Genomic DNA, 25,411 nt, shown 5'->3' on the forward strand with positions numbered 1-25,411 from the left:
TCTATTCACGCCACATATAGACAAACTGATCGTTTTGCGAGGTGATTTCGAAGCCAAACCTTAAATACAACTCCCCAACTCGATTACCTTGTAAATAACACAACTCCACAGGCTTATTGAGTTTGGCTGCTTGAGCTAAGCAATCCGTTAAAACTTGGCTGCCAATACCTTTGCCATGATATTCAGGCAGTAGAAAGAATCGGCAAAAATAGAAGTGCTCGCCTTTGTCTTGCAACAACACACTACCAATCGCTTTACCTTGATATTCAATGATTTCAGGGCGTTCTTCTGCCCACTCTTCGGCGTGTATATCTCGTTGAATTTGCTCATCCCAGCCAAATACGGCTTTGATCGGTTCAAACTCAGCGGCTTTCTTGAGCTCAAACAGAAATTCATAATCTGATGACTGAGCCGGTCTTGTTGAATACTTCAAAATACCTCCAACAATAATTGGCTATGGTTTCATTTTCGTTTAAGCCGGAATTCAGAGCCCCAGACACAACCAAAAATGCCACGCTTAAATGTTCATTTTGGTTCTAGTTGGTAACGTAAGACTTCGTGTTTATCTTGATCTGAATAAAAGGTATTCAGGAATTGTCCACCGCACTTCTCTATCACCTTTTGCGAAGCAATATTGCCTCTCTCACACGTAATAATAGCGCTTTCGGTCAATACGTGTCGTTGAACCCAACACAACATATGACTTGCGATACCCCGCCCTCTGGCTTGTGGCAGCGTCTCATATCCGATATGTCCGATGACATCGTGAATGTACGGACTGGTGCCATGACGAACTCTTATCACACCAAGGATTTGACCAGAGTCGATACAAAAATACGTAGAAGCAGGCGTCCACCCTTCTGGCAAACCCTCGCCTTTTGAATAAGCAATTCGTCTTTCTAAATAGGCATCACTGCCATCGGAAATCCCCGTGTAAATATCTACCCCATCCTCAGCGCAAGCGTTCACATAGTAATGAAAGGCCGTTGAATGTGAAAGAGCAGCTTTAACCATGTCCATATGATGTTGATTATCCAACGGCTTCTACGCTATTTAGTTCAGGAGCGACTCGCAATTTTGACCTATTATCGACTACTGCTTCTTAACGTACTTCGCCGTAACCAGCATTTCACCGCCACCATCCAGCTTGCAATCTAGTTGGTGATCTTTGCCTTCATTGATGCGTCGAATCACAGCTTTAGTACCAATTTTCAATACGCTAGAACTGCCTTTAATTTTTAGATCTTTAATGAAGGTAACTTTATCGCCACTTTCCAATACAACGCCATTCACGTCCTTAACACGCGCGGCTTCTCTTTCTAAACGCTCTTCTTCTGGGTTCCATTCGTAGGCACACTCAGGGCAGATTAGGTTGTTTTGATCTGGGTAGACATATTCAGATTGGCATTGCGGGCAAGGAGGTAAAGACATACGTTAATACTTCATTTAAATAGAATTTGTTCCATTTTAATGGCTCTTGTTAGGCTTAGCGAGCATAAATCTAACAAGTTTTACGAAGAGTTAATTGTCTTAAAAAAGATCCGTACCTAAAACGAACAAACACAGCCGCTAAGCTGTGTTTGTTTAAAAATTTGAGAAGCGGAATTTAACGTTCGACTTTTGGTGAGTAAATCGAGTAAGCGGTGATTTGCCCTGCCACGATTGCAGAGAACATGAATAACGCCGACAAACCAATACTAGGAATAGGCAGAATCGACTGTTCAAACACCGACTGGCTGGCACTTACTAATACTCGGCTACCCGGAACCAAGATGATGATCCCTTGCACGATATAAATAGAGCCCGTGAGCTCCATCTTCTTGGCAATCCAAGTTCCGTATAGAGTAATAAGAACCGTGGTTACCCAAGTGCCCACAACCCAACCACTATCAAAGCCGAGGTAGAACGGCCCCCACATGCCAAGAACCGCGACTGGTAAACCAAGTAAGATGTCTTTAGGTCGCGCATTGAACATCACACCGATAGAAACAGAGATCAGCACCAAGCCAGATATGTGCATCCACATCGGTACCGCATTGGTATAGTCGATGGAGACCGCTTGTCCCCATATCGCTTCACCGATGTTGAGCCCCATGATAATCCCGACAAACAGCTTAATCAGGGTTAAGGCGCTCTGCCCTAGCAAGCTGGTACCAGAAACCAAGTCATTAAACGCCAAACATTCTAATGCGTTAGCTATGGATAACCCGGGGACAAACAAGACAATCGAGGCGATACACAACGCCCACACCGGAATCGGCAACCCTGTGCTCGCCAGAAACGCCACGAAGATACCGGTTAGCAGTGCCGAGATGAACTCAACCGCGATAGCACGACGTGAATGAAGAACTTGCTGACATACCCACACCATCAAACCCAATAACGCAGAAAAGCCCACCGCTTCCAACGTACTGCCCACCAGCATCAAATAAGCAGGCGGAATACCCATATTGGCAAGTGCAGTCACAAATTTTGAGTAACCGACAGGTTCTGGTACAGGCTCACTGCTTGGCTGGTTAATACGAATGATCGTATTGGCCAACAAACTCAGGTTAATTGACGCAGGCTTTAGACGCTTAAGAATAACGGCGTTGTTATCGTCTGGAAATTGATAGTTAATCGCAGTTGGCGTTGCTTGGATCATCACATCCACACCATGCTTTTTTGCATAGAATTGAGTGTATTTCTCTAGCTTGTAAGGAGCACAACCACTGCGGTGAAGAGTGTCACCAATTTCAACAATTTTGTTAATTCGGAACTGAGAAGGCATGGGAATTTTAGGGGAGACAAAATGTGCGGCAAATGTACCAAACGATAGACGGAATGACGAGACTTTTGCGTGAATTATCAACTGAACTCGTTACTTTTTTCTGCAAAGGCTTATAAGTGCCTATAACTCTACTCATTTGGGATTAGTTTACTGAATGTTTTGACAGGCTGATAAGTTAAATTTATGCATTCAGATTGTTATTAGTGGACGCCAAAACACAAATAAAAATCAGTTTACGTTAACACTCCAAATTCCTTAATTTTCATGAGATTTATGACAACTAAGCACCACCAAAGCGTGTTTATAAATTGACTCGGATTTATCGCAAAAAGCAGCATGACATCTACTAATATTTCTCGCCCTCCTTTTAACGAGATTTTAGTCACGTTTTATTCACTCTGAAAGCGCCGAACATGATGGAAAAACTAGCGGAGTGGTGGTTATGCGAGCACTTAGAATAAAAATGAAAGAAAAAGGTTTCGTTTTCAGTTAGATGTGGCATTATCAAACTCGTTAAGACGATGTGCGTGCATCGTATAATGGCTATTACCTCAGCCTTCCAAGCTGATGATGCGGGTTCGATTCCCGCTGCACGCTCCAAGTCTCTTAACGCCTCAGTCTGACTCATAAGACAGTGTGCGTGCATCGTATAATGGCTATTACCTCAGCCTTCCAAGCTGATGATGCGGGTTCGATTCCCGCTGCACGCTCCAACTTCTCCTTAAGCTTCATTACGCACTTTCTTCCAGCGACACCCTATTCAAAAATTTTCGCCGTTTGCTAAGTCCATAATCATTAAATCTATACTGACTAAACTTATTTTATTTAAGCTTAGATTGACGAATCAACGCTAAGTGACCAACCAAAGCTATTAACTCCTTAAATTGCTTCGTATTTCTGACACCTATCCAAATCACACATTGCAGTTCAGCTTTTAATGATTTTCAAAATTGTTCCAATTTAATAATCTTGGTCAATATCTGCAAAAATCATTGTGGTAATGTGCGCGCATTAGCAACAACCCACAAAATAATAAAAATGTTTAAAATCAATGAGTTAACAATTAACATCGAAGCAATTAATGTCGCGTTAGCAAAAGTTGAAAATGCCAATAAAATTCAGCTAGATACATTGAAAGGTTATGTGAACAGCGAGCCTGAACAGGCTGTACTGGCTTTTCGATCGCTGAATGAAGCAGAGTCAATCGATGACAAGTTTAAAAAGATCATGGCAGAGCTACCGCATCTGAGCGGCGAAGCACACCATCTGCTTGAAACTTCTATCTTGCTACAGTGACTATAAATAAAGATAAGCCTCAGCGAATCCCTCACAGCAAAGCGCTTTAGGTATAAGTTAAGACTTATCTTTAATTTTCTAGCCCTCATTGAATTTCTAATTCAACAAAGCGCTATTGATTAACGTCTAAAGCGTTAACGACTTCACCATACCCGCTTCAGCGTGACCAGGGATATTGCACGCTAACTCTACGTTATTATCACCATAGAAATGCCACAGCAATTGCTTCGCTTTGCCCGGCTTAACTGTGACTGTACTTCCCGAGTCATGAGCGTGATTACCCATATTTTTCATCATTTCACGGTGCTCTAATTGCTCTGTTGCAGAACCAATTGAGAATTCATGATCGATCTTGCCTGTGTTCATCACAACAAACTGCACCACGTCGTTCGGCTCAATATCAACCTTGTTCTTAAATGTGATTTTCATATCGTCACTTAGCAGAACATGAACCACTTTATCCGGCTTTGCGCCTGTCGCAGGCATACCCACTTCAGACATGCCTTCCATATTCATCATCGAATGGTCCATCTTTCCATCCTTCATCATGCTGTGATCCATTTTTGAATGATCCATCTCTCCACTCTTCATCATCGAGTGATCCATATTCGAATGGTCCATTTCAGCAAAAGCCGTTGCAGTAGTTAACGTCAGTGCAATCGCAATAAGTGTCTTTTTCATGATCGTTCCTTAGATTAATTCAGTTATTTGTTTGTCTCGTTTTGGTTATGCGTAATCTCACGCTGTTTCCAGAGCTTAAAGATTGCAGGCAACACCAGTAGGGTAAGCAACAGTGCAGACGCCATTCCGCCTATCATCGGCGCAGCAATTCGCTGCATCACTTCAGAGCCTGTTCCCTCGCCATACATAATTGGAATGAGGCCAATGATCACAGTAAGTACCGTCATCATCACTGGGCGAACACGCAGTCCTGCGCCCTCACGAATCGCATCCGTTAAGTCTTCACTCTGAAGTGCTTGCTGGTTCTGCTCCGCATCCAATTTTTTGTAGTGCCATGCTTGGTTTAGGTAGACCAACATGATCACACCTATCTCAACAGCTACCCCGGCAAGGGCGATGAAGCCCACCCCCACTGCAATGGAGAAGTTGTAATTGAGGATATGCATTAGCCATAAACCACCAACCATCGCGAGTGGTAATGTCAGCATGATCATCATCACCTCACCGACACGGCGGAAACTGAGGTAGAGCAACAACATGATGATGGCGATGGTAATTGGCACAACGACACTTAAACGTTCTTTGGCGCGCTCCATGTATTCGTATTGACCAGACCATGCCAATGAATATCCAGCAGGCAAGACGATTTGATCTGTAACGACTTTTTGCGCCTCTGCCACATAAGAACCAAGGTCGCGACCTTCGATGTCAACGAACACCCAGCCATTAGGACGCGCGTTCTCCGTCTTAATCATTGGAGGCCCATCTTCATAGCGAATATCCGCGACATCAGACAAAGCAATTCGCGCTCCATTTGGTGTCACTAACGGCAGGTTCTGCAACTTAACGACAGAATCACGATAGCTTTGTGGGTATCGGACATTGATTGGATAACGCTCTAGCCCTTCAACGGTTTCGCCCACGTTCATGCCACCAACCGCAGTCGAAATAACCTGTTGCACTTCTTTAATGCTCAAGCCATATCGCGCAGCAGAACGACGTTTGATGTCTATCGTCACATAACGACCACCCGCAACACGCTCAGCGTAGACAGAAGCCGTACCACTCACGCTATTGAGGATGGGTTCAAGTTGAGAGCCAATATCCTCAATCACGCTCAGATCTGGGCCTGCGATTTTGATACCAATTGGCGTTTTAATACCGGTCGCCAACATGTCGATACGCGTTTTGATTGGCATGACCCAAGCGTTGGTCAAACCGGGGAATTGAATCAGATCATCAAACTCTTTTCGTAACGACTCAGTAGTGACACTGTCACGCCATTCATCTCTTGGTTTAAGCTGAATAACCGTTTCAATCATAGTCAGTGGCGCAGGATCGGTTGCTGTCTCTGCTCGGCCAATTTTGCCCCACGTGGTTTCGACTTCTGGAATGGTTTTGATGAGCTTGTTGGTTTGTTGCAACAACTCACGAGCCTTACCTATTGAGATGCCCGGATAGGTGGTTGGCATGTACATCAAATCCCCTTCGTCCAAAGGAGGGATGAACTCACTACCAAGCTTACTGGTTGGGTAATAAGCAGACGCCATTAAGCCAAGTGCGATAACAATCATCACCTTTGGATACTTTAGGCTGAGGTTTAGAAGCGGTTTGTACATCGCCACTAGGCTGCGGTTGACTGGGTTTTTGTGTTCAGGTAGCACGTTGCCGCGAATGAAGTAACCCATTAGCACAGGCACAAGCGTGATAGCCAAACCAGCGGCTGCGGCCATCGCATACGTCTTGGTAAACGCAAGTGGCGAGAACATCTTGCCTTCTTGCCCTTCTAGCGCGAACACAGGCACAAAGCTCAAGGTAATGATAATCAGAGAGAAGAACAGCGGTGCGCCAACTTCTTCTGCAGCCTTACCAATCACTTGCCAACGGTTTTTATCAGTGAGCGGAGTCCGTTCAATGTGTTTATGAACGTTCTCGATCATCACTATGGCCCCATCCACCATGGCGCCAATCGCAATCGCTATTCCGCCAAGAGACATGATGTTGGCGTTAATACCCTGCCAATGCATCACGATAAAAGCACCTAAAATACCAACAGGCAGACTTAGTGCGATAACCAGTGATGAACGAATATGAAACAAGAACAGCGCACACACCACGGCGACCACGATGAACTCTTCAGCCAGTTTCTTCCAAAGGTTTTCAACGGCTGAATCAATCAAAGTCGAACGGTCATAAGTCGCGACAATCTCGACACCATCAGGTAAGCCAGCTTGCAGTTCAGCGAGTTTGGATTTCACCGAGTCGATCACTTCACTGGCATTTTCACCAAAGCGCATCACAATAACACCGCCAACCGCTTCCCCCTCACCATTGAGTTCAGAGATACCACGACGCATTTGCGGTCCAAGGTTGATGTCAGCAATGTCACCTAATAGCAACGGAGTACCTTTGTCTGTCACTTTTAACGGCAAAGATTGAATGTCTTCGATGCTTGTAAGGTAACCCGTCGTACGAACCATGTGCTCGGCTTCGGCAATCTCAACAACAGACGCACCGGTTTCTTGATTACCATCTTGGATTGCCTTGTTGACTTGCTGAAGCGTTAGGTCATAAGCACGTAACTTGGCAGGATCAATCTGTACTTGATACTGCTTCACCATGCCGCCAACGGTCGCCACTTCAGACACGCCTTCTACGGTTTGCAATTCATACGTCAAGAACCAATCTTGCAAACTACGAAGTTCCGCTAAGTCGTGCTGACCGGTTTTATCTTGCAACACGTAGCTGTAAACCCAGCCTACACCGGTTGCATCTGGCCCTAGTGTTGGCTTAGCACTCGAAGGCAAGTTAGGTGCAACTTGGCTTAGGTACTCCAGCACTCGTGAACGTGCCCAGTACATATCAGTATCGTCATTGAAGATGATATATACATAGGAATCACCAAAGAACGAGTAACCACGAACCGTTTCAGCTCCTGGTACGGCTAACATGGCGGTGGTCAATGGATAAGTCACCTGGTCTTCGACCACTTGTGGCGCTTGCCCCGGATAACTGGTTTTGATAATTACCTGAACATCTGATAAATCTGGAATGGCATCGACCGGTGTATTTTTAACGCTGTATAAGCCGCCAAATACGATGGCTACAGTAGCAACCAGCACTAAGAAGCGGTTGCTAATAGACCAGCGAATGATTGCATTGATCATAGTTCGCCCTCACCCGTGCTATTCGTCGGTTCGAGAGATTTGAGCACATAATCAGAACCTTGCTTCGCCACTAGAAACCGAATGGTTTGACCCTCGGCAAACTCAGATAAATCAAGGTCATCACTGGCTTGGAAATTCATTTCACCCGCTTTCCAATTCCACTCAGGGACTGGCTGATGTTTTACAGTGATCATGCCAAAATCTGCCATCAACATGGTGATATCACCCGTACCCAAACTTCGCCGGCGATCTTGTGTTTGTTGACCTTGTAATCAACAACCTCGTACTGCCCTGACTCTGTCTTTCTCATCTCAAAATCAATCGCCTTACCACGTTTCACATCACTCATGTCTAAGCCTTCCGCAAAGGTGAAATTCATCACCATACCCGGCCAATCCCATTCAGGAACAGGCTGATGGTTAATCGTCACCATGCGACTGCCTTGCATAACATCGGAAATTTCGCCATTTGCCCACACGGTTTCAGCTTCTTCCTCAACACCATTGATGCGTGACAGATCAGCAGATTGGCTCGATTCAGAATCCAACATGAAGTGCGCAGAAGTGACAATACTCTCACCTTGCTCTAGCCCTTGAAGCACCTCTATTTTTTCGCCAGCTTCACGACCAACCTCAATACGAGCAGAGCGATACTTGCCAGAACCTTCTGACATCACCACTCGAGTCATACCACCGGAGTGAATCACCGAAGATCTTGGGATAGTAAGAACCGCTTCATCACTAATGGGTTTCAGCGCAATATTGGCAAACATATTTGGCTTAAGCTCGCCATGGGGATTGGAGAACTTCAAACGAACGCGCAAGGTTCGAGTTTTTGGGTCAAGGATTGGGTACACGTAATCGACATTACCCAGCCACTCTTTGCCAGGAATGGCATCTAGCGTCATCACCGCATTGCTGCCTGACGAGATCCAGTGCGCTTGACGCTCAAACACCTCAGCATCAACCCATACTTCGCCTAATGGACCAGCACTGATCACCGCTTGTGCAGGTGAAAGGTAACCACCTTCTCGGATATTCAAACTTGCGATGACACCATCGGCTGGCGCTTTGACTTCAATGGTTTGTGAGGCTTTGCCTTTGCGCGTAATAGAGCGGATTTGAGTCTTATCAACACCCAAGGTAATTAAGCGTTCAGTAGAGCCCTTGATCAAACCTTTACGACCCGTTTTATAAGCACTGATCAACTCTTCTTGTGCTTTAACAAGCTCTGGAGAATAGAGTGTGAAAAGCACATCACCTTTGTTTACCTTCTCACCCACAGCGTTGATGTAGAGCTTCTCAACCCAACCAGCTGCTCTTACGTTGGTTTGCCACAATGTACTTTCATCGAACGCCACATAACCCACGGTTTCAATCCGAGGAGACAGCGCTTCGAACTTAACTTTCGCTGTTTTGACACCCAGGTTATTTTCTACCGAAGAATCAATGAACACGGTACCGGGCTTATCTTTGGCTCCGCCGTTCACATCGTCAGCATACACAGGGATAAGATCCATCCCCATTGGTGACTGGCCCGGCTTATCACGCTGATAATTTGGGTCCATCGGAGCCACCCAATACAAAGGTTCATCCTTGGTTTGTTTACTTACTTCGGCATCTGTACTCGTTGCCATTGCTGACATGTCGTGTGCTGGATTAATTAGAAAATGGTTCACACCAAAACTCAATGCACCACCGACCAATAAAGCGATTGTTGCTACTTTTACTGTACTCATTGTCTATTCCCTTATTGATTGGCTGTGTGTTTAGTTACGCTTGAGTTGAGTTGTGGTTGGTTTACTTGGTATTCAAAGCCACTGACTAACGCCGCCAGTTTGCTGTTAACGATGTTGAGATCGGTGATCAAACGTTGTTGCTCTAACTTAAGCGCCAGCTCATCGGTCGTTGCTAAAATGACATCGTTAAACTGAGCGGTATTGTTTTGATAGCCCCTCTCAACCGCGCTGATTCGGGCTGCGGTTTGAGGAAGCAAGGACGTTTGATAGCGATCTAATCGCTGGATCAGATTTGATCTGTCCACCAGCAATGCGTTCACTTGCGCGTTCATTTGGGAAAGTAAGGTGTCTTTTTGAGATTTGGCCGCACCAACTTGATACTGAGCAGCCGATAAGTTTTTATCTTGTCGATTCCCCGTAAACAGCGGGATGTCGACTGTCAGATAAGCACTCACCAGATCAGAAGCTGGTTCACCCGCCATGTTATTGGCTTGACGGTGTGCATACATCACTTCCACCCCAAACTGCGGGGTATAAGCTTGCTCGGCTAACTCAACTTGAGTTTGATTGGAGGAAATACTGACATCGGAGATCTTAACCAAAGGATGGTCAGTCAGTAGCTGGTAGTGCTTGGTTGAATCGATATTGGTCGCTAATTTACTTTCTAACAATGACCAATCGATTTGGTTAGTTGCATTCAGTGTGCCCTGAGAATCAAGAACCTGAGAGCCTAGCCAATCAGCACCCAACCATTCAGAAAGCTGAGAGATTAAGCGGCGCTGAACCTGCTTGTTTGCCTGAAGTTTCTCATCAAGCTTACTCACTTGAAGCTGAGCGTTAAGCAGATCTTGCGCTTCACTTTTACCAATCGAGTAATTGGTTTGTACATAGTTTTCAAGCTCAACCAACAAACGACGATTTTGACGAATCACCGACTCAGCCTTTTGCTGATAACCTAACTCAAGCCAAAGCTGCGTCATGCTATTCGCAACCGTCAATTCTCTTGCTTGCACCTGCAAAGCTAAAGCATCTGCCTGTTGGCCTGCCTTTTTCTGTTGGAGGTTAAGCGTATCGCCACGCTCAAACTGCTGCATCAGCCCTACCGATATATTAGTCATCGGGTCTTCGTCGAATTGAAAGCTATCGACAGGCAAACCGCCAAATCCAACTTTTAATTTCGGGTCCATTAAGGTCGCGCTGGCAATGCCCGTTTCTCGCATCGCTTGAGACTGAGCAAAGTACTGTTTGCGATTTCCATCTTCGCTTAAAGCAATCTCAATCAGTGTATTGAGTTGCTGCGTCGAGCTTGCTTGGTCATGTGCTGAAATGTGTTGAGCATTTGAAGCTGACGCCGTGGTAGCCGCGAGCGTAGCACTTGAAAACAAGGCCATAGGCAAGGCAGCAGCAACCACTAAGCTCGTGTTCATGACAAACACAGAGGTTGTTGGTTTCATATTCACAATGAATGTCCATATCTAGCGCTAATTAGCGCATAAAAAAGAATGGCTTATCAGGTTTATCTAACTGATAGAGCTGTATTTTTAGATATAGATTTATGCGGAAGGTGGGCGTAGCAAAGATTGAGCGCGTGCGACTTTCTGCCCAATAATGACAGATTGAAAACGAGCTAAAGAAGAGACAAATGGATTCGCGACTTGAACAGCCTGAATTGGATAGGGACTTGCAGAACACATTGAGGCACAGCAATCGACACTCGAACAATGGTTACCCATCATCGAGCTACCGTCTTCGCTCATTGAAGACATATCGCATTGAGCCATCAAAGCATGGGCACTCATGTTAGAGTCTTCAGCGTGTACTTCTTCACTCATCACATGACACCCCGCCATTGAATCATTAACCGAAGTATCGCTGTGGTAACAAGCCGACTTGCTCGACCCCATTTCCATCATCATTACTTCAGTCATCAAGGCTGAGGAGCTTGAGGCATAGCTAGACATCAACATCGCAATGATGCTGAAAACAATAATCCAAGTTTTTCGGAATGTGTTTGTCATAGCTTACCTTTGAATTTACACCGCAACTATAAACGTTACCCTTAGGGTAAGGTCAATGCCATTGTGCCGATATTTGCCTGACCGTTGAAAAAGTATTCATCCTCTCTTTCATCAAAATGAGATAATTCTTCGACTTTGCAGTTTTTTCTTTAAAAATTATCCAATTAGCTAGCGAAACCTCTATCTGTGTATTTTACTTAAGATAGTGCAACCACGATTCACGGATGATAAAAATGGCTAACAAAAAAAACGTCGAAGCAAACAAGAAAAATACAGAAATCAAAAATAAGAAAAGTAACAAGCTAGAACAAAAGAAACCAACACAAAAAAAGAAGCGCAGACTGCATTCACATCTAAAAGTGAATATCCCACTTTTTCAGTCACTCATGATGATTTTGCCATCATTGGCTAAACACGCTGCTGCGGAAAGTATAGACAATTCCAGCGACGCTGCAGATCAAGTAACCGCAAATAACGTGACCGAAAAAGATGTCACCGATGACCATAGCAAGGCGGACTCATCAGCGGTTGCTCTCCAAGAAGCTCAGACGAGTGACAGCGACGTAAACTCCACCTTAAGTGCAAGTCATGCCGCCCATGGTTCGAGCTCTCACTTGGTTCCTTCTCATCATTTGTCGACGCTTTCTCACCCGCAAGTCCATTACATTCCTTCGGTATCGATGCCGACTATCTCCTCAGGGAGTAACGGTCAGCCGACTCATTCGAATGCGCCTACGACGCCCGCTTTACCCGTCACCTTTATGCCAGAAGTCATAAAAGGTACGTACGGAGAGCTTCATGTTGATGCAAATGGTCAATACACATTCGTATTGAATCCAAATTCTCCTCAATACATCCTGTTAAACCAGCACCAACCAGGTACTGATCATTTTGCGTTACATCTATCTAATGGCTCGAGCATCATTGTTCAGATACCGGTAACAGGTAAGCAAGACACGCCAAATATTTCTGGAGACTTAACAGGTGTGGTAACAGAAGATCACAATATTGATTCACAAGGCTTGTTACATGCGAACGGCAAAATCGATGTCATAGACCCTGACCAAAATGAAAGTTCGGTTACGCCGGAAGTTATCTCAGGTAAATATGGTTCATTAACTATCGATGCTGATGGACATTGGCAGTATCAAGTTGATAACTCGCTCTCTAATGTTCAAGCTTTAACCGCAGCCACTTCACTGCATGAAAGTTTCACAATTCACACCAAAGATGGCACACCGCAAACGATCGATATGACGATTGGCGGAAACGACGACAATGCCGTAATTACGGGTGTGGATGCTGGCACGTTAACTGAAGATTTAACGACACAAGTTCAAGGGCAGCTTTCGGTAACGGACTCTGATCTTGGAGAGGACCACTTTCAAGCCTCACAAGTGACTAGTAATTTCGGTACGCTAAGCATCACCAAAGACGGTGCGTGGACATACAGTTTAGACAACAATAACCCAGTAGTTCAAAGACTTGGCCAAGGTTCAACTGCAACAGACATCGTCACTGTTCACTCAGCTGATGGTACAGCGCATCAAGTTATGGTTACGATCAATGGCACTAATGATACTGCTGTTATTTCAGGTACAAATTCAGGGGCGGTAACTGAAGAGTCGCAACTGAAAACGTCTGGGACTCTGACTATTACAGATACCGATAAAGGCGAAGATCACTTCTCGAATACCGATATCGCAGGTCAATTAGGCACCCTACATCTTAAAGATAACGGTAATTGGACCTACGATTTAGATAACAAAAACACGGCAGTTCAAGCACTAGCGCAAGGTAAAACGGCGACGGACACTATCACCGTTCACTCTGCCGACGGCACGCCACATCAAATCACTGTTACTGTAAATGGGACTAATGACAAAGCTGTGATTGCAGGCACTAACTCTGGTGCGGTAACGGAAGAGTCGCAATTACAAACGTCTGGGACTCTGACTATTACTGATACCGATACAGGCGAAGCGCACTTCTCAAATACCGATATCGCAGGTCAATTAGGTACCCTACATCTTAAAGATAACGGTGATTGGACCTATGATTTAGACAATACAAACCCAACGGTGCAAGCGTTAGCGCAAGGCGCTAAAACCACTGACATCATCACCGTTCACTCTGCCGATGGCACGCCACATCAAATCACTGTTACTGTAAATGGGACTAATGACAAAGCTGTGATTGCAGGCACTAACTCTGGTGCGGTAACGGAAGAGTCGCAATTACAAACGTCTGGGACTCTGACTATTACTGATACCGATACAGGCGAAGCGCACTTCTCAAATACCGATATCGCAGGTCAATTAGGTACCCTACATCTTAAAGATAACGGTGATTGGACCTATGATTTAGACAATACAAACCCAACCGTGCAAGCGTTAGCGCAAGGTTCAAAAACCACTGACATCATCACCGTTCATTCTGCCGATGGCACACCACATCAAATCACTGTTACTGTAAATGGGACTAATGACAAAGCTGTGATTGCAGGCACTAACTCTGGTGCGGTAACGGAAGAGTCGCAATTACAAACGTCTGGGACTCTGACTATTACTGATACCGATACAGGCGAAGCGCACTTCTCAAATACCGATATCGCAGGTCAATTAGGTACCCTACATCTTAAAGATAACGGTGATTGGACCTATGATTTAGACAATACAAACCCAACCGTGCAAGCGTTAGCGCAAGGTTCAAAAACCACTGACATCATCACCGTTCATTCTGCCGATGGCACGCCACATCAAGTTACTATTACCGTCAATGGGACAAATAATGCGGCTATTATTGGCGGCGTTGATACTGCCTCTATATCTGAAAATACTGCTGGCGTTAACATGTCTCCCGACTATGCCCAACCTGGCATCGCCACACTTGGCAATACAACACTCTATGCGGATGGCAAGCTAACCATTACAGACCCTGATACGGGTGAGTCTATTTTTGAAAAGCAAGGTAGCAATGGTTACGACTACCACGGTACCTATGGAGATCTGATTCTACAAAATGACGGTACATGGCATTATCACGCCGATGCCGGGCATCTATCAGGTATAGGTGCTAGACCCACAACGCGTGGCACTGCAATTGACCAACTTGGTGAAGGGCAAAGCTTAACCGATACGATTACAGTCCATTCAAAAGATGGTACAACACACGATATTGTCATCACCATTCACGGCAGTAATGACAGACCTTACTGTTCATCTGAAGTGGTGCTTGCAAATGGCAGTGAAGATACACGCCAAACCTTAACCACTGCGCAACTATTAGCCAATACCGTCGATGTGGATGCCAATGACGCCGGTAAACTAACCATTGAAAACCTGCATGCTGACCATGGATCCATTCTAAACAATGCCGATGGCACGTTTACCTTTACCCCAGAAAAAGACTATAACGGCGATGTACACTTCCGCTATGACGTTAAAGATGCACACGGTGGTGTGACCCACACCGGCGCAACCACCAACTTGGCTGCAGTTAACGACAACCCTGATGTGACGCCTTTAACCGACAGTGTCAGTGAGGGGGCCGATAATCATCACACCCTCAATCTGCTAGTAGGTGCCACAGATAAAGACGGCGACGCTTTAACTATCAGTCACCTTGAATATGCCATCGATGGCCAACCTCAGTCGGGCCAACTTCCAACGGGCATTACCTTAGATGCTGATGGGCATACGTTAATTGTTGATGCCACTGATCCCGCATTTAATCATTTGGCCAATGGTCAGTCGCAACAAATCGCTATCACTTATCAAGTAGAAGATGGCCATGGTGGAAGTACGCAACAAACCGCCACGCTTACGATTGCCGGGACAGATGATAAAGCCACACTGGTTTCTAATGTCATTCAGCTCACTGAAACACAAGCGCTGGATAGCGAATTTAAATCCTATAGAGGCCAGCTTCAGCTGATTGACCCTGATAGTGGCGATAACACTCAGTTTGTTTTTAGCGGTAAATATTTAGGTCAAGGGTTTGCACCTGGTTACCTTGATGTTTGGCCTAATGGCACTTATCAATTCAGATTAAATACAGGTACCAATCATCATTCGGACGATCTAATCAGTAGCCTACATGCTGGCGAGTCGATGGAGCTCCCCTACGAAGTCGAAACCACTGATGGTCAGAAGCTCACCATTATGGTGAAAGTGACCGGTGAAGATAACCAAGCAAAAATTGCAGTGACGCCCCACTCCAGCCTAAATAATCATGTTTACGAAGATCATACTTCCTTTGGCAATACCACCAATCAGCTCAGCAGTGGTGGCACGTTACACGTCATTGACCCGGATCACGACCAAGCCGGTTTTATCGCACAAACCATCACCACCACCGAAGGTGGTCAGTTCAATATCAACGCACAGGGCCAATGGTCATACGATATTGACAATGATAAAGTCCAACATTTAGGCGCAGGGGAAAGCTTCCAGCAAACCTTTACCGTTGAATCTATCGATGGCAGTGCTAAAAAAGATATCACAGTGACCGTTCATGGCACCAATGATGCGCCAGTTGCGTCAGCTGAAGTACGTTTAGCGAATGGCTTGGAAGATACCCAGATAGTCCTCACCCCAGCACAGCTACTGGCCAATTCTAGCGATGTTGACGACAACGATATTGGCAAATTATCCATTGCAAATTTAGTGGCTGATCATGGAACGGTTATCGATAATAAAGATGGTACATTCACCTTCTCACCGGAAAAAGATTATAACGGTGCCGTGCAATTTAACTATGACATCAAAGACGCGCATGGTGGCATCACGCATACCCAAGCTGGGCTGACCTTAACAGCCTCACAAGATGCAGCAACATTTACCGGTGATAGCACTGGCGATGTACATGAAGGGCATAGTTTTACTGCTGCCGATGGAACAGTCACTAATAGCTCTGTGGGGGATCGTTCGCCCGATCATCAACATGGCAATATTGGCAAGCTTTGGAATGATCAAATCCATACCGACGGCCACCTTAATATCAACGATGCCGATAGCGGTGAAGCCCACGCTCAAACAGGTGTTTATCACGGAAGTTATGGTCAGGTCATATTACAAACAAATGGCGATTGGAGCTATTACGCATCAATAGGCCAGGATGCAACAGGCAGAGCAATTGATAAACTTGGAGAAGGGCAAACATTAACTGATACAATAACGATCCAATCAAAAGATGGTACACCCCACGATATTGTTATTACTATTCATGGTGATAATGACCGACCTTATTGCTCATCAGAAGTGGTGCTTGCAAATGGCAGTGAAGATACACGCCAAACCTTAACCACCGCGCAACTATTAGCGAATACCGTCGATGTGGATGCCAATGACGCCGGTAAGCTAACCATTGAAAACCTCCATGTCGACCATGGCTCTATTCTAAACAATGCCGATGGTACGTTTACGTTTACCCCAGAGAAAGACTATAACGGCGATGTACACTTCAGCTATGACGTTAAGGATGCACACGGTGGTGTGACCCACACCGGCGCAACCACCAACTTAGCTGCGGTTAACGACAACCCTGATGTGACGCCTTTAACAGACAGTGTCAGTGAGGGGGCCGATAATCATCACACCCTCAATCTGCTAGTAGGTGCCACAGATAAAGACGGCGACGCTTTAACTATCAGTCACCTTGAATATGCCATCGATGGTCAACTTCAGGCAGGGAAAATCCCCGCAGGTATCACCTTAGATACTGATGGTCATACATTAATTGTTGATGCCACTGATCCCGCATTTAACCATTTGGCCAATGGTCAGTCGCAACAAATCGCTATCACCTATCAAGTAGAAGATGGCCATGGTGGAAGTACGCAACAAACCGCCACGCTTACCATTGCCGGGACAGATGATAAAGCCACACTGGTTTCTAATGTCATTCAGCTCACTGAAACACAAGCGCTGGATAGTGAATTTAAATCCTATAGAGGCCAGCTTCAGCTGATTGACCCTGATAGTGGTGATAACACTCAGTTTGTATTTAGCGGGAAGTATTTAGGTCAAGGTTTTGCACCTGGTCACCTTGATGTTTGGCCTAATGGCACTTATCAATTCAAATTAGATGCTGGTACCAATCATCATCCGGACGATCTAATCAGTAGCCTACATGCTGGCGAGTCGATGGAGCTCCCCTACGAAGTCGAAACCACTGATGGTCAGAAGCTCACCATTATGGTGAAAGTGACCGGTGAAGATAACCAAGCAAAAATTGCAGTGACGCCCTACTCCAGCCTAAATAATCATGTTTACGAAGATCATACTTCCTTTGGCAATACCACCAGTCAACTCAGCAGTGGTGGCACGTTACAGGTCATTGACCCGGATCACGATCAAGCCGGTTTTATCGCACAAACCATCACTACCGCCGAAGGTGGTCGGTTCAATATCAACGCACAGGGCCAATGGTCATACGATATTGACAATGATAAAGTCCAACATTTAGGCGCAGGGGAAAGCTTCCAGCAAACCTTTACCGTTGAATCTATCGATGGCAGTGCTAAAAAAGATATTACAGTGACCGTTCATGGCACCAATGATGCTCCCGTCGCATCGGCTGAAGTGCGTTTAGCGAATGGCTTGGAAGATACCCAAATAGTCCTCACCCCAGCACAGCTACTGGCCAATTCTAGCGATGTTGACGACAACGATATTGGCAAATTATCCATTGAAAACCTACAGGCTGACCATGGTGCTATTGCGTTAAATGCCGATGGCACATTTACCTTTACCCCAGAAAAAGACTATAACGGCGATGTACACTTCAGCTATGACGTTAAAGATGCTCACGGTGGTGTGACCCACACTGGCGCATCAACGACGCTCTCGGCAGCTGGCGATGCTGCGATCTTCACCGGAGATAAAAGCGGTCAAATTACAGAAGATCGCCATGTACAAGGTGATGCTCAACATACGATATTTGTCACTGGCGTGTTGAATGTTATCGATCCTGATGCCAGTGAAGATCATTTTTACGCCACTCGTAATGCCCATGCGGTCAGTGATCCCTATGGCGGTCATCTGACCATTGGAAAAGCCGGTGATTGGGCTTATTCGGTTCCCAATGCCAATATTCAGCACTTAGCGGCAGGGCAAGTCGAGCAGGTTCAATATGAAGTAACGACCGCTGGTGGTGATAAACAAATTATTACCATCAATGTGCATGGCACTAATGATAAACCAACAGTTTCTGAAGCTATCGCAGGTGCACATAACATTGATGAAGATGCTGCAAATGCGACCTCTGGGCAAATTATTATCAGCGATGTTGATCATAGCGATCAACATTCTGTCAGTATTGATAGCCAACATCAGCCACAGTATGGTTCTGTTACCTATAATAGCAATACACAAACTTGGGTCTACACACTTAATAACAGCAATAGCCATGTTAATGCTTTAAATAATGGTGAACAATTGACCGATAAGTTTTCTCTATTAGTCGATGATGGACACGGGGGCATTACAACTCAAGAAGTTGAAATGCGCATTGATGGACACAGCGATGTTCCACCAATGCCAACCCTAGTTGCCCCTGCAAAAATTACCGGCAGTGCAGGCAATCAGGACCTGCATGCCTCAATCGGAATTCCTCCAATTATTCACCAAGGAACGCCTACGCCAATGACAGGCTGGGGAATATCAGATCACCACGGACACTCTCTCACTGCATTACACGGTCAATTTGGTACTTTGCATGTCAATCCTGCAACCGGAGAGTTGAGTTACGATTACCAACAAACTTCATCAGGCGTCGTTAAGACACATACAGGAGGCTCTTACGGTAGTGGTACAGACGAAACCGACTCGTTTGTTTTAACCCTAGGAGGCGATCAAAACTCACAAGTCGCGGTGCACCTACATTTGCACTCGCAATCCGTCCATGGAAACAGCGGACATCACATTGACCAAACCACACTAACTGGCATGGATTTATCGCCAATCGCTCCATCACCTCCTCCAGCACCCGGCATGAGCCAAGCGGATGAACCGGATGCCTCTTTCAGCACCCCTGATGAAGTTACTCTTAATTTTGATGAGGTGACGGCAAACCTAGAACATACAGCGATAGGCGAACACGAACAGCGTTCTGGTGCCCATGCTTACCTAGACGCTCTGGGTATTAATGCTGACTCGCCGTCTATAGATTCACCGTCACACAATGTACCAGTAGCGCATGATATCGATATCATTTTCAGTGATGCCGAGAGTGCTTATGGGGCTGAGCAAACTGACGATGGTATGAGTGATGGGCTGTCTCACCATACCGATAACCCATCTATTGATGATTCTTTACACCATCATAATGACGTTGACGGACTGCCTGACATAGACCCAAATAACTAGAACATCACCCCTTCGGTTAGATAAAAAAAGGAGCACGGCATGTGCTCCTTTTTTATGCAAGCCAGAGTGGAGGACTTTACCTCTCTCCAAACGCCACGCTAACATTGGTATAAATCGGTTTCCATAAGTATTGGAACACCGACTTCTCGCCAGTTGTGATGTCTACTTCACCCGTCATACCCGGCAGTATGGAAAAGCTTTCAGGGTTATCACGGAAGTAAGGCGTATCAACCGACACTACAACTTCATAATAAATCTCGCCACGTTCGCTTTGACTTGTGGTCGGTGAAATACTCTCAACCGCCCCTTTTAGCGCCCCAAAGCGGCTGTAATCGAACGCATCAATCTTGATACGAGTCGGCTGCCCTACACTCACAAAACCAATATCTCTTGGTGACAAACGCGCTTTAAAGTCGGCTTTCCCACCAACAGGAACGATTTCAACCACAGTGCCACCTGGCTGAATAACACCACCGTTTTGCGTGCTTGGCAGGCTTTGCACCAAACCTTGTAGAGGCGACACTAACATGGTGTTGGTCAATTTCGCTTGGCTTGAACGTACTCTGGCGTTCAGGGCTGACAAGTCAGAGACGGCTTTAGAACGATCATCGCTCACTTTAGCTTTCGCCTCCGCCAGAAGCTGTATGATTTTTTGGTCATTGCTGTCAGCTTGTCTAATCAATACCGACTTCTTACCACGAGCTTCTTCGATTTTCTGTTCGATACTGGCCAATTTTTGTCGCATTTCAAGCACACGTAAACGTGAAATGTTACCCGCTTTATAACCCTTCTCCAGTATGTTCAACTCTTGCTTAGTCGCATTTAACTCTTTCTCATAACTCGGCAAGGCCTTTTCTACACTACGAAGCTGCTCTGCAATTTGTTCGCTCTCTTTCTCAAGCACCACACGCTTTTGGAAGTAGAGGGCTTTTTGCGCGTTCAGCTGCGCTTTTTGTTGGCTGACGATCTCTGGGTAATCGACCTCAAACTCAGCAAGGTTAGGCTCACGTTGCTCAAGCAGCGCATTCATACGTTCCACACTGGCTAGAAGCGTCACTTGTTGGGACTTTAGCTCTTCAAGGGCGGTACGCTGGAAAGTGGCATCAAACTCAACAAGCGGCTGGCCTTTCTCAACCAACTGCCCTTCTTTAACGAGAATTTGCTTTAACTTACCGCCAATCGCGCTTTGTAATACTTGCTTCTCGCCTTCCGGAATCACAGCACCTTTGGCTTTGGCGATTTCATCAACTTGAGTGACTACAGACCAAGTGGCAAAAGCAATAACACATAAGGCAACCGACCATGTGGCCAGCGCCAATGTACGAGCCGTATTTTGTGATTCAACAAGTTCACCGTAGCGCTTGCCCTTCTCGATAGATTGTTTAGTCATTAGCGACTCCTTGCTTAGACTCTGATTGTTCTTGTTGGGCTGCATTTTGTTGAGCAGACGCCTCTTGAGTTGACGGCTGTAGCTCTTGAGATAACGGTTGCTCAGATAACTGCGGTTCTTGAGAAGCTTGAGGCTCTGAAGGCTGTCCCTGCTTCGAAGACTGTTCCGGCTCTAATGGGCCTGCATAAACCACTGCACCTTCATTTAATACCACCACTTTATCGGCAAGCTTGATTAAATCCGGATCGTGGGACGTGTAAATCACCGTTGCTTTTCCTTTTTTCGACTGCACAAACTCACCAAAGATACGTTTAGCATTTGGGTGAGCATCAGGCACAGGATTATCCATTAAGAACATTGGGTAGTCATAAACCAGCGCTTTCGCGTCAATGAGGATCTGTGCGACGCTGCCAGACAACATGTCAAAAAGGCTGTTCGGCTGAATACTGCTGATGGAAGTATCGAGCCCACCTGATAATGTCTCGAACCAACGCTTTCCGCCCACCATTTCAATTGCAGAGATCATTTTCTTATCTTCGACTTTGTGACCGTCGTTTAGCCACTCTCGAATACTCAGCGTAAGCAAATCAGGATATGCGGCTCGAATGAAACACCAGTGGCGATAAAGCTGCGGATCGTATTGAACGAGGTTAACGCCTTCAAGCTCGACCATCCCGTTTTGGATAGGCTGCAAGCCAGACAGCACTTCAATTAATGTTGATTTACCGCTCCCAGAAGGGCCGGTAATCGCGACAATTTCACCGGCTTCAATATCAAAACTCACACCATTCAAGGCCGGGCGACTCTGTTTGGGATAGCGCAGCGTCACTTGGTCTAATTTCAAGTTAGGCGCTACCACAGGTAACGGATGATGCTGGTAACTGAATTCACGCTCAGACGGCTGAGACAAAATGCGGTTCACTTGCAGCTTGGATTGATTAAAGCTATTAAAACGCATCGCACTGTTTGCCAACACCTGAGCAGGACCCGTCACCTTAGATATCAACATCATTGAAGCAATCAAACCACCAGGGGTCATCACTTGTTCAAAAATAAGTCCTATACCTAACCCCATCACGGCGAGTGTCGAGCCCACACCAATGAAATAGTAAATCGAGGTGTACCGACTCTGGAGAACCGATTGATTAAAGGTCACTGTTGAAGCAAGAAGATTGGCTTTTTTGAAACGTTGAATCCAGTGCTCTGAGAATCCAGCACTGCGAATAAAGGCAAGCTTGGATGACAGTTCATTGGTCATGTTTTGACGATTCGTACCTGCCACTGTCGATTGCATAGAGCGCTTGCTGCTAGAGCGTATCGAGCGTTTTGCTAGCAAGTAATAAAAGATTAAAGAGACGACTGGAACCAGTACCAACCACCCGCCTAAAACACCTATCGCAAGTACAAAAATAAGAATGAATGGCAGATCAAACAGCGCATTTCCTAATGGCCCCGATAGCACACCTGAAATACGCTCTGACAGCATCACTTGGTTTTGCTGACTAGAAGAAGCTGTTTGCTGATTTTGAGCATAGCTATTACGAAGCAGACGCTGCACGAGGGATTGAGAAATCTCACGACTTACTCGGTTGGAAACTGAAGCAAACACTCGGCTACGTAATGTTCTCAACCAACCCATCATCACAAACAACAACGCCGCGCCAATGGCGATACCTTGCAGCTCATGCCCTGCATCACCGCCAATCACATGGTCATAAATCGACATCGTGATGAAAGGAACGGCAAGCGCAAATAAGTTAGTGATAAAGCTGACCAATAACAATTTAGGAATGATGGGACGAAACGCATGTAACCTTTCGCCAACCCAATCAGGAGAGGCCTTCTCTAATGGTGGCCCTTCGATAACAATACAAAACTGAGGGACATCGGTGATGTCGTCATTGGCATTAAAGGCAACAAATTGCTTGGATTCTAAATGACCAGAGACCAGCTCATGTTCACCAAGTACCAGTAAGACCAATTTATGTTCACCAACTTCATCTAGGTTGGCAACCAAGCGATAAGGCAGTGCAAGCCTGTCGAACAAGGCAAACATATCGTCGATTGATTCAATGCCATTTTCATCGACCCATTGATGTGCGAACAACTGGATATTAGCATTAACTTCCAACTGCTTAAGAACGGAAAGGCTCTCGGTTTCTAAATGGTTCATCACCTCTTGTCGACCGCTGGTATCTGCACGGTTGTTCGTACCTGAAGGGTTACCAATATCTAAACGATTCATACGACGGCCTCCTGATTGCTCTCGCTGTCGACCGTAATAGCTCGACTTTCCACTGTAATGATTCGATTAGCAAATTCGCGAAGCTTCGAATGGTAGCTCACCATCAGTATCGTGCGCCCTGCCGTTACTTCTTCTTCCAACACCTTAGCTAGATTCCCAAGGGCGTCTAAATCAAGTGAAGAATCCGGCCTTTCCAACATGATTATGGGTTTATCACTTGCCAATTGAGCCGCGATATTGAGCATTTTCACGTTACCCATACTCAACAAAGAAGCACTCGTATGGCCAATTTGTGTCTCTAGTCCATCGGGTAATCGAGTAATCTCTTTGGTTAAACCCAAACGCTTTGCATAGTCACTGGCGCTTTGCGTTTTCTCAGGGTCAAAGCCACACAAGTTGTCAAGAATGGTCCCCGACACCAGTTGTCCTTTAACGCCACAGTAGGCAGCAATATTGGTTACGGATGCGATTGAAACTGCAGCTCCGTTAATGAAGCACTCACCCGCTTTTAGATCATCAATACCTGCAATCGACGACAATAAATGACTGTTGGTGTGGCGATCTTCACTCTCTAACAATACCAACTCACCTTTATTCAAGGTGATATCTGCATGAGAGAGTTCACCGTATCTTTCAACGGTCGCTTGCTGAATTTCCAACGTCTCAAAGTCAGATAAGTGGTTCTCGGCTTGCTCAGAATCTGAAGAATCCGATAGTGATAAGTCACTCAATTTTTCTATTGCCTGATTAGCACTGTGTATTGAATTAAGCTTAATTCGAACTCCCACCAAAGCACTTAAAGGTGCGACGGCTCTGCCCGATAAGATAGAACATGCCGCCAATCCACCAGTGGTTAACTGGCCATCCAACACCCACAAGCTCCCCGTAATCACAAGTAAAACTGACGTGGCTAATGCAGCAAGCTGAATACATTCTTGGGCGAAGGCATTCTGTTCTTCTTCTCTCGCTTTAGACTGAGAGCGAACATTATTGAGGGATTTAAACTGATTGAAGATTCGAGACTCAACAGCCTGGCGTTTGATTCCCTGAATGGTTTGGCTCAGTAAAATCAAGAACGCTTTTCGCTCCTGCTCATCTTGGGAAGCTTCTTCACTTAAGCTTTTAACGCGAATAGAAGATAACCAAACGATTCCGAGAGTAATCAGCCAAACTGCCAAAGGTATCGCCACCAGCTCACCGCCGATGTAAGCCACCAAGCCCAAGAAGATCAATGCAAAAGGCAAATCAATAAAGCCTGCAATCACACCACCGGAATACCAATCTTTGACTTTTGATACTGAGCCCAGCCCCTCTTCCACGCCACCAACACCAATGTGGCGAAGATGGCCTGATGAAGCCGTTGTTACTCTTTCAACCAAGGTTTGATAGGTCGCTTTCTCGGTATTGCTGGCCGCGGCTGACAAAAGCCAAGTACGCACAAACCGGATCAATGCTTCCATGGCAACAGCCAACGCTGCACCCGCCAACAACAAAGTGGCAGTACCGTAACTTTGGTTAGGTAAAATACGATCGTAAATTTGCAAAACCGTTAACGGAACGGCGAGAGAGAGAAGATTTATGAGTAAAGAAGGCAGTAGGACTTTCCCCACCACCCCTTTGTTTTTCATTGAACTTGCGGGCATACACAATCCTTATCCATGCTTATGAAATAAGATTGGTACACCATGTTGAGTATTGCAAGGTAACGGACTGATTTAACGTGTTTTTCAATATAAA

13 protein-coding genes, 2 tRNA genes and 1 pseudogene are annotated in these 25,411 nt (G+C 45.6%); 4 read left to right on the plus strand and 12 right to left on the minus strand.

All coding sequences use genetic code 11. From position 1 onward, the window contains the following. Position 1: 1 nt before the first annotated feature. The 4 genes from BCU07_RS12320 to BCU07_RS12335 form a co-directional block, all read right to left on the minus strand. Positions 2-433, minus strand: coding sequence for a GNAT family N-acetyltransferase (locus BCU07_RS12320; protein ID WP_017081499.1), 432 nt, complete (start codon positions 431-433; stop codon positions 2-4). A 92-nt stretch (positions 434-525) separates the two neighbouring features. After that, positions 526-1,020, minus strand: coding sequence for a GNAT family N-acetyltransferase (locus BCU07_RS12325; RefSeq protein ID WP_102428567.1), 495 nt, complete (start codon positions 1,018-1,020; stop codon positions 526-528). Positions 1,021-1,092: 72 nt separating this feature from the next. Further along, positions 1,093-1,431 (minus strand): zinc ribbon domain-containing protein YjdM, encoded by a 339-nt coding sequence (locus tag BCU07_RS12330; RefSeq protein WP_004731484.1) that lies wholly within the window; start codon positions 1,429-1,431, stop codon positions 1,093-1,095. Between the two features lie 175 nt (positions 1,432-1,606). Beyond that, the gene (locus BCU07_RS12335) at positions 1,607-2,770 is read right to left on the minus strand and encodes a threonine/serine exporter family protein (RefSeq protein ID WP_004731486.1); all 1,164 of its coding nucleotides are present in this window, start codon (positions 2,768-2,770) and stop codon (positions 1,607-1,609) included. Positions 2,771-3,295: 525 nt separating this feature from the next. Here BCU07_RS12335 and BCU07_RS12340 point away from each other — a divergent pair. From BCU07_RS12340 to BCU07_RS12350, 3 genes are all read left to right on the plus strand, one after another. Then, positions 3,296-3,370: transfer RNA gene (locus BCU07_RS12340), tRNA-Gly, on the plus strand. Between the two features lie 38 nt (positions 3,371-3,408). Continuing rightward, positions 3,409-3,483 (plus strand) — tRNA-Gly (locus tag BCU07_RS12345). Positions 3,484-3,808: 325 nt separating this feature from the next. Then, the gene (locus BCU07_RS12350) at positions 3,809-4,066 is read left to right on the plus strand and encodes a hypothetical protein (protein WP_102428568.1); all 258 of its coding nucleotides are present in this window, start codon (positions 3,809-3,811) and stop codon (positions 4,064-4,066) included. A gap of 126 nt (positions 4,067-4,192) precedes the next feature. Here BCU07_RS12350 and copI read toward each other — a convergent pair whose 3' ends face one another. The 5 genes and pseudogenes from copI to BCU07_RS12375 all read right to left on the minus strand — a co-directional run bounded on the left by copI (position 4,193) and on the right by BCU07_RS12375 (position 11,670). After that, positions 4,193-4,747, minus strand: a complete 555-nt coding sequence (gene copI, locus BCU07_RS12355) for a copper-resistant cuproprotein CopI (protein ID WP_102428569.1) — start codon at positions 4,745-4,747, stop codon at positions 4,193-4,195. A 23-nt stretch (positions 4,748-4,770) separates the two neighbouring features. Continuing rightward, the gene (locus BCU07_RS12360) at positions 4,771-7,914 is read right to left on the minus strand and encodes an efflux RND transporter permease subunit (RefSeq protein ID WP_102428570.1); all 3,144 of its coding nucleotides are present in this window, start codon (positions 7,912-7,914) and stop codon (positions 4,771-4,773) included. Next, a pseudogene (locus tag BCU07_RS12365) lies at positions 7,911-9,652 on the minus strand (efflux RND transporter periplasmic adaptor subunit). Before BCU07_RS12365 ends, BCU07_RS12360 begins: the two are co-directional and overlap by 4 nt. Positions 9,653-9,663: 11 nt before the next feature. Next, positions 9,664-11,106, minus strand: coding sequence for a TolC family protein (locus BCU07_RS12370; RefSeq protein WP_102428571.1), 1,443 nt, complete (start codon positions 11,104-11,106; stop codon positions 9,664-9,666). A gap of 99 nt (positions 11,107-11,205) precedes the next feature. After that, entirely contained in the window at positions 11,206-11,670 is a 465-nt protein-coding gene (locus BCU07_RS12375) for a hypothetical protein (RefSeq protein ID WP_102428572.1), read from the minus strand. A gap of 233 nt (positions 11,671-11,903) precedes the next feature. Between BCU07_RS12375 and BCU07_RS12380 the strand changes: the two genes are divergently transcribed. Further along, positions 11,904-20,039, plus strand: a complete 8,136-nt coding sequence (locus BCU07_RS12380; protein WP_413286168.1) for a VCBS domain-containing protein — start codon at positions 11,904-11,906, stop codon at positions 20,037-20,039. Between the two features lie 76 nt (positions 20,040-20,115). On the opposite strand, the gene BCU07_RS12385 is transcribed toward BCU07_RS12380, so the two are convergent. The 3 genes from BCU07_RS12385 to BCU07_RS12395 are packed head-to-tail and all read right to left on the minus strand — an operon-like array spanning position 20,116 to position 25,317. Then, positions 20,116-21,429 (minus strand): HlyD family type I secretion periplasmic adaptor subunit, encoded by a 1,314-nt coding sequence (locus tag BCU07_RS12385; protein ID WP_081230386.1) that lies wholly within the window; start codon positions 21,427-21,429, stop codon positions 20,116-20,118. Next, positions 21,422-23,674: an ABC transporter transmembrane domain-containing protein gene (locus tag BCU07_RS12390; protein WP_102428221.1), complete on the minus strand. Its 2,253-nt coding sequence runs from the start codon at positions 23,672-23,674 to the stop codon at positions 21,422-21,424. Before BCU07_RS12390 ends, BCU07_RS12385 begins: the two co-directional genes overlap by 8 nt. Beyond that, positions 23,671-25,317, minus strand: a complete 1,647-nt coding sequence (locus tag BCU07_RS12395) for an ABC transporter ATP-binding protein (protein ID WP_102333670.1) — start codon at positions 25,315-25,317, stop codon at positions 23,671-23,673. Before BCU07_RS12395 ends, BCU07_RS12390 begins: the two co-directional genes overlap by 4 nt. Positions 25,318-25,411: the final 94 nt, after the last annotated feature.

Origin of the sequence: Vibrio sp. 10N.261.54.E10, from assembly GCF_002877735.2 — a bacterium.
Classification (GTDB): domain Bacteria; phylum Pseudomonadota; class Gammaproteobacteria; order Enterobacterales; family Vibrionaceae; genus Vibrio; species Vibrio crassostreae_C.

Coding starts and splice junctions, on each gene's coding strand:
- BCU07_RS12325 (WP_102428567.1), bottom strand. CDS start 1,020: ATGGACATGGTTAAAGCTGCTCTTTCACATTCAACGGCCTTTCATTAC.
- BCU07_RS12330 (WP_004731484.1), bottom strand. CDS start 1,431: ATGTCTTTACCTCCTTGCCCGCAATGCCAATCTGAATATGTCTACCCA.
- BCU07_RS12335 (WP_004731486.1), bottom strand. CDS start 2,770: ATGCCTTCTCAGTTCCGAATTAACAAAATTGTTGAAATTGGTGACACT.
- BCU07_RS12350 (WP_102428568.1), top strand. CDS start 3,809: ATGTTTAAAATCAATGAGTTAACAATTAACATCGAAGCAATTAATGTC.
- copI (WP_102428569.1), bottom strand. CDS start 4,747: ATGAAAAAGACACTTATTGCGATTGCACTGACGTTAACTACTGCAACG.
- BCU07_RS12360 (WP_102428570.1), bottom strand. CDS start 7,914: ATGATCAATGCAATCATTCGCTGGTCTATTAGCAACCGCTTCTTAGTG.
- BCU07_RS12370 (WP_102428571.1), bottom strand. CDS start 11,106: ATGAAACCAACAACCTCTGTGTTTGTCATGAACACGAGCTTAGTGGTT.
- BCU07_RS12375 (WP_102428572.1), bottom strand. CDS start 11,670: ATGACAAACACATTCCGAAAAACTTGGATTATTGTTTTCAGCATCATT.
- BCU07_RS12380 (WP_413286168.1), top strand. CDS start 11,904: ATGGCTAACAAAAAAAACGTCGAAGCAAACAAGAAAAATACAGAAATC.
- BCU07_RS12385 (WP_081230386.1), bottom strand. CDS start 21,429: ATGACTAAACAATCTATCGAGAAGGGCAAGCGCTACGGTGAACTTGTT.
- BCU07_RS12390 (WP_102428221.1), bottom strand. CDS start 23,674: ATGAATCGTTTAGATATTGGTAACCCTTCAGGTACGAACAACCGTGCA.
- BCU07_RS12395 (WP_102333670.1), bottom strand. CDS start 25,317: ATGCCCGCAAGTTCAATGAAAAACAAAGGGGTGGTGGGGAAAGTCCTA.